The sequence below is a fragment of the Pseudomonas sp. TJI-51 genome (assembly GCF_000190455.2).
GTDB lineage: Bacteria > Pseudomonadota > Gammaproteobacteria > Pseudomonadales > Pseudomonadaceae > Aquipseudomonas > Aquipseudomonas juntendi.
On the sequence record NZ_AEWE02000183.1, the window covers coordinates 1 to 14,964 of the forward strand.

The following is a 14,964-nucleotide window of genomic DNA, read 5'->3' on the forward strand; positions in this document are numbered from 1 at the left end:
GCGGTAGCCTTTTTTAAAATCGATTTCTCCCGTTCCAGCCGGTTGATCCGAGCTTCCAACTCTTGGATCTTCTGCTGCTCGGGGGTCAGCGCCTTGCTCGTTGGCGTAGCACCGCCACGTTCTGACTGGAGTTGATTCACCCAGCGGCGCAGCGCCGATTCAACCAAGTCGAGCGACCGGGCGGCTTCAGTAAGGCTATAGCCCTGGTCGAGCACCAGGCCGGCTGCCTCGCGCTTGAATTCGGGGGTGAAAGTACGTCGTTGTCTGCTCATCGAACACCTCTGTGTGGCGACCATTTTCGCCTAAAAAGGTGTCCGGGGTTAGTAGACCACTACACTCATCAAGCCGTCGAAACGGCCCGCTCCCATGTGGGGGCGGGCCATCGCTGGTGCGTGGAACTTGATCTGGAGAAGTTCTTTGATCGGGTCAACCACGACATACTCATGGCCTGTATCGAGCGCCGTGTCGAAGACAAATGCGTGCTCAGGCTTATCCGCCGTTACCTTGAAGCCGGGGTCATGTCGGGCGGTGTCGTCAGCCCACGGCAGGAAGGGACGCCGCAAGGCGGCCCGCTCTCGCCGTTGCTGTCGAACATCCTGCTCAACGAATTTGACCGTGAACTGGAGCGGCGGGGGCACCGTTTTGTGCGCTATGCCGATGATGCGAACATCTATGTACGTAGTCAGCGGGCAGGCGAGCGAGTACTGACCAGCGTCGAGCGCTTCCTGAAAGAGCGTCTGAAACTGACGGTGAACAGGAAGAAGAGCCAAGTGGCACGGGCGTGGAAATGCGACTACTTGGGTTATGGGATGAGCTGGCATCAACAGCCTAGGCTGAGGGTAGCGACGATGAGCCTTGGTCGCCTGCGCAGTCGGCTCAAGGAGCTGCTGCGCGGGGCGCGAGGCCGCAAGGTGGCCTATATCATCGAGCGGCTGAACCCCGTGGTACGGGGCTGGGCGAGTTACTTCAAGCTCAGTCAGAGCAGGCGCCCACTAGAAGAGCTGGACGGGTGGATCAGGCACAAACTTCGCTGTGTCATCTGGCGGCAATGGAAGCAACCCTCTACGAGGATCAGCAACCTGATGCGTCTGGGTCTAAGCCGAGAGCGTGCTTGTAAATCTGCTTTCAATGGCCGAGGCCCATGGTGGAACTCGGGTGCGCCACATGTGAATCAGGCCCTACCGAAGAAACTGTGGGATCAACTCGGATTGGTCTCGATACTGGATACGATCAACCGGCTTAGTCGCATAACCTGAACCGCCGTGTACGGAACCGTACGCACGGTGGTGTGAGAGGACGGCGGGTGTGAACCCGCCTCCTACTCGATCAAGAAAGCGCCGTTCTGAGGTAAGCGTCCGGCCAAGTCACCTTCCGAACTCCAGCATTAAGGGCGATGGTGTCCGCGTATTTTTAAGCGGACGCGATAGCCCTTATCGCCGGGATTTCCATGCGCCAACGAAGCTCTTACCCCAAACCGTTCAAGGCCCAGGTTGTTCAGGAATGCCTGCAACCCGGTGCGACCGTTTCCAGCGTTGCCATCCGCCCCGCCGCGTCAGGATAGTTGTCGTGTGAGTTGATTCGATGAGTCTTGTTCGGTGGGCGGAAGTGAGAGCCGTGTGGCGCGTTATTCGATAGAGCATCGGGAGTGGGTGGTGCGGCAGATGATGCCGCCCTTGAACCGGACGGTGCCGGAGCTGGTGGAAGCGACAGGCATTACTGATGCCACCCTGTATGCTTGGCGCAAACAGGCCAGAGCAGCGGGAGCAGTGGTGCCGGGAGATGGACAGCAGGCCGACCAGTGGTCGAGCCAGGACAAGTTTCGGGTGGTGCTGGAAAGCGCCAGCCTCAATGCGGCTGAGCTGGCGGAGTACTGCCGGCGCAAAGGCCTGTATGTCGAGCAGATCAACGCCTGGCGCGAAGCCTGCGAGCAGGCCAACAGCCTGGCTCAGCCGAGCAAGACCCGGCGCGAACGCGAAGAGGAAAAGGCCGCGAAGAAGCGCATCAAGCAGCTGGAGCGTGAACTGCGGCGCAAGGATGCGGCGCTGGCAGAAACCGCGGCTCTGCTGGTGTTGCGAAAAAAAGCCGAGGCGCTCTGGGGGAAGGACGAGGACGAGTGATCAGCGCCCCGGATCGCCGTGGAACGCTGCAGTTGATCGAGGACGCCGTGGCGGCGGGAGCGCGGCGGTCGCAGGCCTGCGCCGAACTGGGCCTGTCGCTGCAGCAGATCGTGGCGCGGCTGGCCGATCAGGGCACCTGGCTGGCCTCGGAGTCGACCTTTTACCGGTTGCTGAAGGACGCCGAACAGCAGCATCCGCGCGGCCGTAGCCGCCCACCGGTGAAACGAGCGCTGACGACCCATGTGGCCGACGGCCCGAACCAGCTGTGGTGCTGGGACATCACCTGGCTGCCGACCACGGTCAAGGGCCGTTACTTCTACTGGTACATGATCAAGGACGTCTACAGCCGGAAGCTGGTGGCCAACGAGGTGCATGAAAGTGAAAGCGCCGATCAGGCCGCCCAGCTGCTACGCCAGGCCTGCTTACGTGAACAGCGAGCAGGCCAGCCGCTGGTACTGCACTCGGACAATGGCAGCGCGATGAAGGGCTCGACCATGCTGGCGGCCATGCAGAACCTGGGTGTGATGCCCTCGTTCAGCCGCCCGCGGGTGAGCAATGACAACGCCTATGCCGAGGCCTTGTTCCGCACGGCGAAGTACTGCCCGCTGTGGCCGGAGCGGCCGGAGCGGCCCTTCGACACGCTGGAGCAGGCCAGGAACTGGGTGAACAGCTTCGTGGCCTGGTACAACCATGAACATCGCCACAGCGCCCTGAAGTTCGTGACCCCGGCGCAGCGACATACTGGCCAAGCGGAAGAGTTGCTGCGCAAGCGTATCGAGCTGTACGAGGCGGCGCGTGCACGGCACCCGGAGCGCTGGAGCGGCAACATCAGGAACTGGGTGCTGGCACCAATCGTGTGCCTGAGGTTTTCCTGTGGTGTTGTTATGCGCTCAGGATGACAGCATGAAAATCTGGTGGGTAACATGTGGCTATTACGTACTGCGGATTCCACGCCATTCGGACACTCAGCCCACGCTGATCCGGACACCTGTTCCACGCTCATTCGGACAGGCAGTCGGAGCGCAGCTCCTCTCGGCCCACCCATTGACTCAAGTCAGCCGTGATTGCCTAATTTCAGCTGTTCATTGTCATCTCCTCCGCGTCTCAGCGACGTGCCTCTGGCAGGTCGGTACAACTACCATGGGCGACTTCCGCCGCCATGCCCACGGTCTCACCTAGTGTTGGATGGGGGTGGATGGTCTTGCCGATATCCACGGCGTCGGCGCCCATTTCGATGGCCAGGCACACTTCACTGATCAGGTCGCCCGCGCCGGTGCCGACGATGCCGCCACCGACCAGCCGATGGGTCTCGGCATCGAACAACAGCTTGGTGAAGCCCTCATCGCGACCATTGGCAATCGCCCGGCCTGAAGCGGCCCAGGGGAATACCGCGGCCTCGACCTTGATGCCCTTGTCCTTGGCTTCCTGCTGAGTAAGACCAGCCCACGCCACCTCGGGGTTGGTGTAGGCGACGCCAGGAATTTGCAATGCGTCAAAGGTGCTACGCGCCAGCTCGGCATTGCTCAGCGCCTCGCCTGCTGCCACTTCGGCAGCGACGTGCCCCTCGTGCACCGCCTTGTGGGCGAGCATGGGCTGGCCAACGATATCGCCGATGGCGAAGATATGCGGCACGTTGGTGCGCATCTGCTTGTCCACGGCGATAAAGCCGCGCTCACCCACGGTGATACCAGCCTTGTCGGCATCGATCTGGTTGCCATTGGGTTTGCGCCCCACCGCCACCAAGACCAAGTCATAGCATTGCGGCTCAGCGGGGGCCTTTTCACCCTCGAAGCTCACCCAAATGCCCTGCTCGCTGGCCTCGGCTTTTACCGTGCGGGTTTTCACCATCACATTATCGAAACGGTGGCTGTTGTATTTTTCCCAGACTTTCACCAGGTCGCGGTCAGGCCCTTGCATCAAGCCGTCGAGCATTTCGACCACGTCGATACGGGCGCCAAGCGCCGAATAAACAGTCGCCATCTCCAGGCCGATAATCCCGCCGCCCACCACCAGCATGCGTTTGGGCACGGTACGCAGTTCCAACGCCCCGGTGGAGTCGACGATGCGTGGATCATTCGGCATAAAGGGCAGTTTTACCGCCTGGCTGCCGGCGGCGATCACGCACTGTTTGAAGCGGATGACCTTCTTCTCGCCGGTTTGCTCCTGGCCGGAGCCCGAGGAAACGGCCACTTCAATACGGTGGGGATCGAGAAAACGCCCAAAGCCACGCACCACATCGACCTTGCGGCCCTTGGCCATTCCAGCGAGCCCGGTGGTCAGCTTGTTGACCACCGATTCCTTGTGCGCGCGCAGCTTACCGACATCGACTGCGCCGGCACCGAACTCGATACCCAGAGCTGCCAGATGGGGCACCTCTTCCATCACATTGGCGATATGCAGCAAGGCCTTGGACGGAATGCAGCCCACGTTCAGGCATACGCCGCCAAGGGAAGCATAACGCTCCACGATTATGGTTTTCTGGCCCAGATCGGCGGAGCGAAAGGCGGCGGAGTAGCCGCCAGGGCCTCCGCCCAGAACCAGCACGTCGCATTCGAGATCAGAGCTGCCGGCATGGCTAGCAGCCGCTGTGGGCACGACAGCAGGCGCCGAGGCTGCAACAGCGGGCACGGGAGCGGACGCAGACGGCGCAACAGCCGCCTCCGACTCCAGCTTCAACAGCACAGCGCCTTCGGCCACTTTATCGCCGACGCTGGCCAGCACTTCCTTGACCACGCCAGCGGCAGAAGACGGCACATCCATCGTAGCCTTATCGGACTCCAGTACGCAGATCGGGTCGTCGACGTTCACCACATCGCCTACCTTGACCAGCACCTCGATCACCGGCATGGCCGCGGCATCGCCGATACCGGGCATCTTCACTTCAAAAACCTGACTCATGAGCTAGCCCCTTACAGCGTAATTCGACGGAAATCAACCAACAGAGCAGCCAGGTGCTGAAGGAAACGGGCCGCAGCAGCGCCATCGACCACGCGGTGATCCCAGGACAGGGCCATGGGCAGAATCAGGCGCGGGGCGAACCCACTGCCATCCCACACCGGTTTCATTTGCGCACGGGTAACGCCGAGGATCGCCACTTCTGGCGCGTTGATGATGGGGTTGAAGCCGGTACCGCCAATGCCGCCCAGGCTGGAAACGGTAAAGGTGCCGCCGGTCATCTCGGCGGGACCCAGCTTGCCGTCGCGGGCTTTTTTCGCCAGCTCGCCACATTCGCTGGCGATCTGGCCGATGCCTTTCTGATCGGCATCGCGAATCACCGGCACCACCAGCCCGTTCGGCGTGTCGGCGGCAAAACCGATGTGGTAGTACTGCTTCAACACTAGGATTGGCTCGCCGTCTTCGTTGCCCAACGAACTGTTGAACTGCGGGAAGGCTTTCAGCGTGGCCACCGCTGCCTTGATCAGAAACGCTAACATGGTGTACTTGATCGCGTCTTTGCCGCCTTCCTTATTCAGTTGCACGCGGAACGCTTCCAGCTCGGTGATATCCGCTTCTTCGTTGTTAGTAACGTGGGGAATCATCACCCAGTTGCGCGCGAGGTTGGCACCCGAGATCTTCTTGATCCGCGACAGCGCGACCTTCTCGATGGTACCGAATTTGGCAAAATCGACGTCCGGCCACGGCAGCAGATTGAGCCCGGCACCTGAGTTGCCCGAGCCAGGCACGGGGCTGTCCAGGCGAACCAGGGCATCTTTGACGAAGCGTTCGACATCCTCGCGAAGCATTCTCCCGCCTTTGCCAGTAGCCACCACCTTGGTTACGTCTACACCCAGCTTGCGCGCGTAGCTGCGAACCGAAGGGCTGGCATGGGGTTTCAGACCTGGCGTACTCACCGCTGGCGCAACAGCTGCCACCGGCACCGGTGCAGCCGGACTGGCGGCCACGGGGGCCGGCGCTGCACTCACCGGTGCATCCGCCACTGCTGGGGTATTCACTGGCGCCGCAGCGGCAGGCGTTTCATCGGCGGCCATCTGCAACCTGAGCATGGCACTGCCTTTGGAAACCCGATCACCTACCTTGAGGCTGACCGACACCACGGTGCCGGCCACAGGGCTCGGCACATCCATCGATGCCTTGTCCGATTCCAGAGTCAGCAAAGGGTCGTCGAACGCCACTGTATCGCCCGGTTTGACCAATACCTCGATCACCGGAAGGTCCTTGAAGTCGCCGATATCCGGCACTTGAATTTCTCTGATTTCACTCATGACTAACCGTCGCCAAGAAAGTGGATCCGCTCCCCCTACAGGGAGCGGATGGAACGCTCATCGAGCGCGAACGAAGAGACAACCCGTTAGCGCGCCCACGGCGCCGGTCGGCTACCATCCAGGCCGTAGCGCCCAATGGCGTCAGCCAACACCTGACGCGGCAGCGTGCCGTCACGCACCAGACCGTCCAGGGCGGCGAGAACCACCTGGTGACGATCCACTTCAAAGAAACTGCGTAAGGCGGTGCGGGTATCACTGCGGCCAAAGCCGTCGGTGCCCAGGACTATGAAACGCGCATCGACGTAGCTGGCGATCAGTTGCGGCCAGGCACGAACGTAGTCGGTGGCAGCAATCACCGGCGCGGTGCCTGCGAGGGAGGCGCACAGGTGGCTGACCTGTTCCGGCTCAGCAGGATTCAGACGATTGTGGCGCTCCACATCACGCGCCTCGCGCGCCAGCTCGCTGAAACTGGTGACGCTCCACACCTCGCTCGACACCTGCCAGTCGGCAGCCAGCAGCTCGGACGCGGCGATCACTTCGCGCAGGATGGTGCCGCTTCCCAGCAACCGCACCGCGCCACGCGGCGACGGCGCATCGGTCGCGGCATAACGGTACATGCCGCGAATGATGTGATCCTCGACGCCGGTCGGCAGCGACGGTTGAGCGTAGTTCTCATTCATCACGGTGATGTAGTAGAACTCGTCGACATCACGCTCCATCATCTGGCGCATGCCGTGATCGACAATCACCGCCAGCTCGCCGGCGAACGCCGGATCGTAGGCGCGGCAATTGGGCACGGTGGCGGCCATAACATGACTGCTGCCGTCCTGGTGCTGCAGCCCTTCGCCACCCAAGGTGGTACGCCCGGCGGTAGCGCCCAGCAAGAAGCCGCGGGCACGTTGGTCGGCCGCTGCCCAGATCAGGTCGCCGACTCGCTGGAAACCAAACATCGAGTAATAGATGTAGAACGGCAGCATCGGTTTGCCGTGGGCACTGTAGGAGGTCGCAGCCGCTACCCAGGAAGACAGCGCACCGGCTTCGGTAATGCCCTCCTCCAGCAACTGACCATCCTTGGCTTCACGGTAATACAGCATCGAGCCGGCATCTTCCGGCTCGTACAGTTGCCCCAGCGGCGAGTAGATACCGATCTGGCGGAACAGGTTGGCCATGCCGAAGGTGCGTGCCTCGTCGGCGACGATAGGCACCACGCGGGGACCCAGTTCCTTGTCTTTAAGCAAACCACCGAGCATCCGTACCACGGCCATGGTGGTGGACATTTCTTTGCCGTCGGCTTCGAAGGCAAAGCGTGCGTAGTCGGCCAGGGCCGGCACGGCGACGTGCTCTTTGCCCTTCTGCCGCGCCGGCATATAGCCGCCCAGCGCCGTTCTGCGCTCTTGCAAGTAACGTATTTCCTGACTGTCCTCAGTCGGACGATAGAAGCGCAGTTGCGCGACGTCGTCGTCCGACAGTGGCAGCGCGAAGCGATCACGAAATGCCTTGAGTGCATCGATATCCAGCTTCTTGGCCTGGTGCGAGGTCATGCGCGACTCGCCGGCACCGCCCATGCCGTACCCCTTCTTGGTTTTTGCCAGGATCACGGTCGGACGCCCCTTGTGCGCCTTGGCTGCAGCGAACGCGGCATACAGCTTGCGGAAGTCGTGACCGCCGCGCTTGAGCGCATCGATATCGGCATCGGACATATGCGAGACCAACGCCTGGATTTCCGGATCCTGCTGGAAGAAGTGCAGCAGGTTATAGGCGCCGTCCTTGGAGCCGAGGGTCTGATATTGACCATCGACGGTCTGGGCAAAGCGTTGCAACAGGGCATTACTGCTGTCCCGCGCAAACAACGGATCCCAGTCCGAGCCCCAGATGACCTTGACCACATTCCAGCCGGCGCCGGTAAACAGCGCTTCGAGCTCTTGAATGACCTGGCCGTTGCCACGCACCGGGCCATCCAGACGCTGCAAGTTGCAGTTGACGATAAAGGTGAGGTTATCGAGCTTTTCCCGTGCGGCGAGGGTGAGGCCGGCAATGGACTCCGGCTCATCCATTTCGCCGTCACCAAACACCCCCCACACATGGCGGTCGGCGGTTTCGGCCAGATTGCGATGCTCGAGGTAACGCATATAACGCGCCTGGTAGATGGCACTGATCGGGCCAATACCCATCGAGCCGGTGGGGAACTGCCAGAAATCGGGCATCAACCACGGGTGTGGATAAGAACTCAGGCCATTGCCGCTCACTTCCTGGCGGTAATTGGCCAGTTGCTCCTCCGACAGACGTCCCTCGAGGAACGCCCGGGCGTAAACGCCAGGTGCCGAATGCGGCTGGTAAAACACCAGATCGCCGCCGTGCTTTTCATCACTGGCACGAAAGAAATGGTTAAAACCGACCTCGAAGATTTCGGCGGCAGATGCATAACTCGCAATGTGCCCACCCAAATCCCCGTAAGCCTGATTGGCGCGCACTACCATGGCCAGTGCATTCCAGCGAATGATGGAAGTAATCCGTTCCTCGACAGCAAGGTCGCCTGGATAGGGCCCCTGCTTTTCAATCGAAATTGTGTTCCGATAAGCCGAGTACGGGTGCACATGCGAGGTGATGCCAAGTGCTCTTGCGTGTTGCTCTAATTGTTTAAGCAGAAACTGGCCACGCTCGGAACCACCATCGCGCACGACGGCCTCTAACGACTCCAGCCATTCCCGTGTTTCATCTCGGTCAATATCCATAGACGCCACTGACCCAGTTATCGAATTTTCGTTTAGCACACCCATATCTGCCTCCGCTCTTGTTACTGTTAGCTTAGAGGTAAACCGACAGAACATGCCGCCGTACTAATCTTCATTACTACCAATTTTCGGCATATAATGCTGCCAATCAACACAAATGAGGCGTAACATGCCGCAAGCACAACTCGACTCAATAGACCTGCGCATCCTCGAAGAACTGCAGGCCAACGCTCGACTCACCAACGTCGAACTCGCATCCCGCGTGCATCTATCGCCCTCGCCCTGCCTGACAAGAGTGAGGGCATTAGAAGAATCGGGTTTGATCAGTCGTTACGTAACCCTGCTTGACCCTTATGAACTAGGTCTGAGCGTCAGTGTATTTATCCAAATTACGCTGGAGCGCCAGGTAGAACGCGCATTAGAGACTTTTGAAGAGGCGATACAAAACTACCCGGAAGTCATGGAGTGCTATCTAATGACCGGCGACGCTGATTACCTGATCCGGGTTGTGGTACCCGATGTACAGGCACTCGAACGATTTATTGTTAATCAACTTTCCAAGATCCCGGGCGTCGCAAATATTCGCTCGAGTTTCGCGCTCAAACAGGTCAAATACAAAACGGCACTACCACTTCCCCGCACAGACTCGACTAAAACAGGCACCGGCAAACTTCGGCATAAATAACCCCCCCCCCACTTCAGGTGGTGCGAAAACCTCCAACCGCCGCGTTGAGGGCGTCGCCCACCTGCTCCAACCCGCGCACTGACGTTTCCAGCAAGCCGTTCGCCGCGGTGCTTTGCTCAGCGACCGCCCGTACTCGCTCCATGCTTTCGCCAACCTGTTCGGCCACCGCACTCTGCTGTTCGGCCGCCGCAGCGATCTGCTGACTCATCTGCTCGACTGTCGAGACTGCCGCGGCGATTTCCTGCAAAGCCTGTGACGCCTGCTCGGCAAGCACCACACTCTCGCCGGTCAGCGTGTGGCTCCCTCGCAAGCGGCTGGCTGTTTGCTCGGCCACCGTACGCAGCTGCTTGATGCTAGTGGCAATATCATCAGTGGAAGCTTGTGTCCGCCGCGCCAGGTGGCGCACCTCGTCCGCCACGACAGCGAAACCCCGACCGTTTTCGCCCGCCCGTGCTGCTTCAATCGCCGCATTCAGGGCCAGCAGATTGGTTTGCCCGGCCAGGGTATTGATCACATCGAGAACCTTGCCGATCGCCGCACTCTCGTTAAGCAGCGAGCCCATTGCCTCGGAACAGCCGCTCATTTCCTGTGCCAGGTGACCGATCTTGGTCGTCGCCTGACGCACCAACTCTTTGCCTTTACCCGCCTGCCTATTGGCCTGCTCGACTGCATCGCGGGTCTAACTGGCATTGCGCGCGACATCCTGCGCGGTGGCGGCCATCTGTTGCATGGCGGTGGCCGCTAATTCAGTCTCCTCGTGCTGCAAGTCGACTCCCTCACGAGTACGCTCAGTCACCTGAACCAGGCCGCTGGTGGCCTGGTTCAACTGCCCGACACCCTGGCCAATCCGGCCGATCAGCCCACGCAGACTGTCGAGCATGACGCCGACGCTGCCGAGCAGATGCCCCAGCTCATCACGTCGTCTGGCCGCATCGATCTGTGCGCTGAGATCGCCAGATGCCACGAACCGGGTAAGCTCACCGGCCTGACGCAGCGGCTGCAGGATCAAGTGGCGAATCAGCAGACCGGCACCGATGCCAAAGCCAAGCGCCAACAGCACAATCCCCCCAAGCAGCCGGGATACCCGCTGGCTCATCGACTGCGAAGCCTGCACCTGCGCGATGTGGGCCGCGCCAAGCAGTGCGCTTACCCTGTCAGCAGCGTCATTCTCGCGTCTTGGCTATCGCTGGCTTGATCACGACTTGCGGCATAACCGTTGAATGCGGCGCTGTATTCCGCCAGCGCCGTACTCGCCTGGGTCAACGACTCCCGCTCTGAACCCTCAAGCCGCAGCTCCAAGTTTTCCATGTACGAGCGCAGTTCAATAACTCTCGCCTCCCAGGCGTTGCGCACATCTGTGCTGCCGTCGAGAGTGAAATAGAGTTCGCTGTCACGCAGGTTTGCCAGCTTGTCACGCAGCGTGGAGGCTTGTTCAAGCTGCAGCATACGCACCGAATCAGCCGGCTGCGCCTGCGAGGCCAGGAGGTTGACCGCGTCGAGCTGATCCAGCATCACCACGGTGAACCGCTCGCCAAGCACCTGGGCCAACTGCTGCATGCGCAGGCGAGCTTCGCGAGCATCACGCTGGGCTTGAGCGTACCGCTTGAACTGGGCGAGATAGATTTTTGCCGCCTCCACGGAGTCGCCCGACCCGGACTCCACCTGGGACCTCTCCAGCAACGAGACGAGCTCATCGGTTAGGCCGACAACCGTGTTAGCCTCGTCTTCAGCCAACTCCAGGCCAAACGCCTTTACCGCTACCTGCGCTTGCAGCATCAGTGACTCGACGGATGCGACGTCGTTCATCTTCTCAGCTCGCACTTCGAGCACGTTGAAGGCATAGAACGCTGTGGCGGCAACGCCTAGTCGATGACGCGGAATCCGACTTTGTTCCGATAGCCTGTAACTAGATATTTTGTGAAAAGCTGCACCATCTCCAATTGGAGATGGTGCGGCAGAGTCACCAGTGGGTACGTCAGGTTAATTGGGTATCGATACGTTGCAGAGCCTCTACCAGGTATTTTTTAAACACTGGGTAGTTTTCACTCATAGGGAAATGTCCGATGTCCTCCATCTCAATGAATGACCCACCCTTGATCTGGTCGGCCGTTTCTTTGGTCGCGGAAGGAGGAGTCAGATAGTCATAGGTCCCGGTCATCATCACTACTGGACACTTCTCGCCATCGATCTGTCCAAGCTTGTCCCGCAAATCATGATCGACTGAGTAGAAGTAGAGATCACCTTTGAACGCTTCCGCGCCCTGACTGTAGTAATGCCATGTTAGCCAACGGTCCTTGTCTGACGACATTGGCGCCATCAAATCCCAGACTCCGCTTGCGCAAACTTGTGAGGCATTGGCATGGGGGTGATGCCACCAGTCAAGGTAGAATCCTGGCGCATACGCAGCAGCTTCGACCGGTATCACCGCCTTGAATCTGTCCGGGTGACGTAGAGCGAGCTGCAGAGCGACATTGCCTCCGAATGAAGAACCCATGAAGATCGGATTCTCCAATTCGAGCGCGTCGCAGAGGGCAACGATGAAGTTTACGTAGTGGTCGGCCGTGAGACGGTACTCCTCTTTCCACCACTCCTTATTAAGAGGTGGATCTGATTTCCCGTGACGCGGAAGATCGTAGGCGATAACCAGATAGTCCTTCGTAATATCATCGTCTTCGAGCAGATCTCGCCATTGATGATTGTGGCATCCAGCAGTGTGCTGGCAGATTAAAGGTTGGCCGCTGCCATTTTGGTTGTAAAACACCTTGTATTCGCAACCGTCCACCTCGAGGGTTACATAATGTCCTGTTACCGGTGAAATTCGAGACATGTTTCTTCTCCGACGAGATTCTGATTAAACCGGTACGCCGGTTTTACGAAGCAATTCAATTTGAATGGTGATGTTGCGAAGGTTCTGCATTAGCACAAGCAGATCGCCTTCCATCTTCAAATCCTCCCGGAACGAAGCCGCCCAGATACCATGGAACATTGGCGGTGGCGTCTCCATGCCAAATTTTTTCCACGTGGCGGCACTTGCCCGAAAGGCGAATTGGTAGCTATCGAGGGGGGCGGGGTTGACATTAATGTCGTTGACCTTGCCATCGCGCATATCAACGATGACTTTTGCAGTTTCCATGTCGAGCATGTACGTACACGTGAAGTACTTACCCATTGATTGGATCGTGGCATCAGAATCAGAATGCTCGCGAAATTTTTGGGCCCAAGATTGTACGTGTGTATCCATGACTTTCTCCTCTTTTTGTACTTTTTTCGAAAAATCAGTCATCGGTCATCGAACTGTTGACGCCAATGCCGAATTGACCCGTGTGCTGATGCAAGACTCACCCACCTCCAAGTTAGCACAAATCCAGCAAAGGCAATGATTCGCGAAGAAGAACAGACTGGGTCAATGACATGTCAGCAACTGTGTCAATTTGTCGCCGGCACCAACAGATAGATCGCAGCTCCTGTATCGATCGCTTAAAATCAGGCGCTGCGGTTTACCAGCTTAAGAGGTGCGGCACTGCGCTGTTGAGCCAGGTATCGAGTGCAACAAACCCGTAGGAATGAGGAGAAGTTCATCGCCTCATCGCGCGCTTTGGTGATCTCCTCATAGAGATTGGTGATCAACTGGTTGGTGGTCAGGCCTTCCACGGCGGACATCTCTGTGAGGATGTCCCAAAACTGGTTTTCCAGTCGCAGAGTCGTGATCACGCCGTGTATACGCAACGAGCGTGACCGAGATTCGTACAGTATTGGATCGGCTTTGATATACAGCTCGCACATTTTGAGGCCCTCCCGGTAAAAGGATTATTTCCCTCTTCAGGCAAAAAGGGTAATAGGCCAATACTACACGTGGCGCTCCAGCCAGGGTTGCAGTATTGCCTCTGCCCAACAGACTCATTTCGAAATCCAGGCAATGACCGCTGCCCAATGTCATCAACTTTGGAAATTATCCATAATATCATATGATTAGCGCTCAAATCAGTGCATGGGAGAAGCCCTTTTGACTACCTATACCGCATCGCTTGACACCCCCAGCCAAACCCTGACTTGAAAATTGTACAAAAAACAACCAGTCCGCTCGATTGTCCCGCCTTCATCGCCGCCCACCGCCAGAATCCTCAAGACTTTACCCTCCGACGCCAGCTCACCTTCAAGAACCTCGTCCTGTTCCTGCTCAATCAGCCACGCACGGCCCTGCAAACCGAACTCGATCAGTTCTATCGCGTACTCAATCAGGCGTCGACTGAGACGCAAATGGTCACTGCGCAGGCCTTCTGCAAAGCGCGCAAAAAGCTCAACCCCGAGGTATTTGAAAGTCTCAATCGCCTCCTGCAGCAACAAATTGACTGCTTAGGGCTGCGCCAGAAGTGGCGTGGGCTGAGGGTGCTCGCGGTGGATGGCTCGACCGTGCATTTACCCCTGGAGTCGACCATGGCGACCTTCTTTGGCAGTCACTCTGGCTTTCCCATGGCTCGCTTGTCCACACTCTACGAAGTCGCTGACGGTCAAACCTTGCATAGCCTGATCGTGCCCCTGACCGTCGGCGAGCGCGACTGTGCCCATCTGCACCTTGAGCACCTGCCGGCTGACAGCCTGACGCTGTTTGACCGTGGTTACCCTGGGCACTGGTTATTCGCGCTGTTCGCGCAGCAACAGCGGCACTTTCTGATGCGCCTGCCCTGTGGCTATAACGCCCAGGTCAAAGCGTTTCTACACTCTGACCAAGTTGAACAGAGCTTTTCGTGGCCAACCATCCTGAAGCATGTCTGTTCTGCTCCGAGGCTGGCGTTGATCCTGCCAGCCAGATCGAGCTGAGACTAATCCGGGTCGAGTTGGCCAACGGCGAAAGCGAGGTATTGCTGACCTCGCTGCTGGATCGAGAAGCCTTTCCCGCTGAGGTGCTTGCCGAGCTTTACCACCGCCGCTGGGGCATCGAAACCGATTTCCGTCGCCTCAAACAAACCCTGACGCTGGACAACTTCAGCGGCCGCAGCGTGACCGCTGTAAAGCAGGACTTTCATGCCGCTCAACTGTTGAAGAACCTGGCGCTGTTGATGCAGCACCTGCTACAGCCGGTCATCGAACAGCGCCACAAAGGTCGCAAGCTGCGATGGAAAGTCAACTTCACCCAAGGCGTGTCACGGCTCAAAAATACCCTGGTCGAGCTGCTGGTGCGGCACTGTGTGAATCGCCCCTGGTTTCCT

At 58.9% G+C, this 14,964-nt stretch carries 13 protein-coding genes and 2 pseudogenes; 5 read left to right on the top strand and 10 right to left on the bottom strand.

Features of this window, described 5'->3' with window-relative positions:
- On the bottom strand, nucleotides 1-272 hold a 272-nt coding region (locus tag G1E_RS26475; RefSeq protein WP_047150275.1), incomplete at its 3' end, for an IS3 family transposase.
- 66 nt (nucleotides 273-338) lie between these two features.
- Between G1E_RS26475 and G1E_RS26480 the strand changes: the two are divergent.
- The 3 genes and pseudogenes from G1E_RS26480 to G1E_RS26490 form a co-directional block, all read left to right on the top strand.
- A pseudogene (locus G1E_RS26480) lies at nucleotides 339-1,256 on the top strand (reverse transcriptase domain-containing protein); the annotation flags it as partial.
- 191 nt (nucleotides 1,257-1,447) lie between these two features.
- Nucleotides 1,448-1,561, top strand: coding sequence for a transposase (locus G1E_RS30365; RefSeq protein ID WP_080641052.1), 114 nt, complete (start codon nucleotides 1,448-1,450; stop codon nucleotides 1,559-1,561).
- 55 nt (nucleotides 1,562-1,616) lie between these two features.
- A protein-coding gene (locus G1E_RS26490; RefSeq protein ID WP_371259966.1) for an IS3 family transposase occupies nucleotides 1,617-3,016 on the top strand; the annotation gives its coding sequence in 2 pieces (ribosomal slippage) (nucleotides 1,617-2,103 and nucleotides 2,103-3,016; 1,401 coding nt in all).
- Nucleotides 3,017-3,221: 205 nt separating this feature from the next.
- Here G1E_RS26490 and lpdA read toward each other — a convergent pair.
- The 3 genes from lpdA to mdeB all read right to left on the bottom strand — a co-directional run bounded on the left by lpdA (nucleotide 3,222) and on the right by mdeB (nucleotide 9,117).
- Nucleotides 3,222-5,015, bottom strand: a complete 1,794-nt coding sequence (gene lpdA, locus G1E_RS26495; RefSeq protein ID WP_009681889.1) for a dihydrolipoyl dehydrogenase — start codon at nucleotides 5,013-5,015, stop codon at nucleotides 3,222-3,224.
- A gap of 11 nt (nucleotides 5,016-5,026) precedes the next feature.
- Nucleotides 5,027-6,340 carry a dihydrolipoyllysine-residue acetyltransferase gene (gene aceF / locus G1E_RS26500; protein WP_009681890.1) on the bottom strand — a complete coding sequence of 438 codons (1,314 nt, stop codon included), beginning with the start codon at nucleotides 6,338-6,340 and terminating at the stop codon, nucleotides 5,027-5,029.
- Between the two features lie 86 nt (nucleotides 6,341-6,426).
- Nucleotides 6,427-9,117 (bottom strand): alpha-ketoglutarate dehydrogenase, encoded by a 2,691-nt coding sequence (gene mdeB, locus G1E_RS26505; RefSeq protein ID WP_047150276.1) that lies wholly within the window; start codon nucleotides 9,115-9,117, stop codon nucleotides 6,427-6,429.
- A 124-nt stretch (nucleotides 9,118-9,241) separates the two neighbouring features.
- Between mdeB and G1E_RS26510 the strand changes: the two genes are divergently transcribed.
- Nucleotides 9,242-9,757, top strand: coding sequence for an Lrp/AsnC family transcriptional regulator (locus G1E_RS26510; RefSeq protein ID WP_009681892.1), 516 nt, complete (start codon nucleotides 9,242-9,244; stop codon nucleotides 9,755-9,757).
- 13 nt (nucleotides 9,758-9,770) lie between these two features.
- Here the strand turns inward: G1E_RS26510 and G1E_RS30000 are convergent, their stop codons facing one another.
- The 6 genes from G1E_RS30000 to G1E_RS26535 form a co-directional block, all read right to left on the bottom strand.
- Nucleotides 9,771-10,382: a methyl-accepting chemotaxis protein gene (locus tag G1E_RS30000; RefSeq protein WP_236183104.1), complete on the bottom strand. Its 612-nt coding sequence runs from the start codon at nucleotides 10,380-10,382 to the stop codon at nucleotides 9,771-9,773.
- A 54-nt stretch (nucleotides 10,383-10,436) separates the two neighbouring features.
- A complete protein-coding gene (locus G1E_RS30005) occupies nucleotides 10,437-10,853 on the bottom strand; it encodes a methyl-accepting chemotaxis protein (protein WP_009681894.1) in 417 nt (138 codons plus the stop codon).
- Nucleotides 10,854-10,903: 50 nt separating this feature from the next.
- A complete protein-coding gene (locus tag G1E_RS30010) occupies nucleotides 10,904-11,563 on the bottom strand; it encodes a hypothetical protein (protein ID WP_009681895.1) in 660 nt (219 codons plus the stop codon).
- 169 nt (nucleotides 11,564-11,732) lie between these two features.
- Entirely contained in the window at nucleotides 11,733-12,584 is an 852-nt protein-coding gene (locus G1E_RS26525) for an alpha/beta fold hydrolase (protein ID WP_033690130.1), read from the bottom strand.
- Between the two features lie 24 nt (nucleotides 12,585-12,608).
- Complete coding sequence (locus tag G1E_RS26530; RefSeq protein ID WP_009681897.1) at nucleotides 12,609-12,998, bottom strand: hypothetical protein; 390 nt, start codon at nucleotides 12,996-12,998, stop codon at nucleotides 12,609-12,611.
- A 242-nt stretch (nucleotides 12,999-13,240) separates the two neighbouring features.
- Nucleotides 13,241-13,540 (bottom strand): ribbon-helix-helix domain-containing protein, encoded by a 300-nt coding sequence (locus tag G1E_RS26535; RefSeq protein WP_009681898.1) that lies wholly within the window; start codon nucleotides 13,538-13,540, stop codon nucleotides 13,241-13,243.
- Between the two features lie 267 nt (nucleotides 13,541-13,807).
- Between G1E_RS26535 and G1E_RS26545 the strand changes: the two are divergent.
- A pseudogene (locus tag G1E_RS26545) lies at nucleotides 13,808-14,964 on the top strand (IS4 family transposase); the annotation flags it as partial.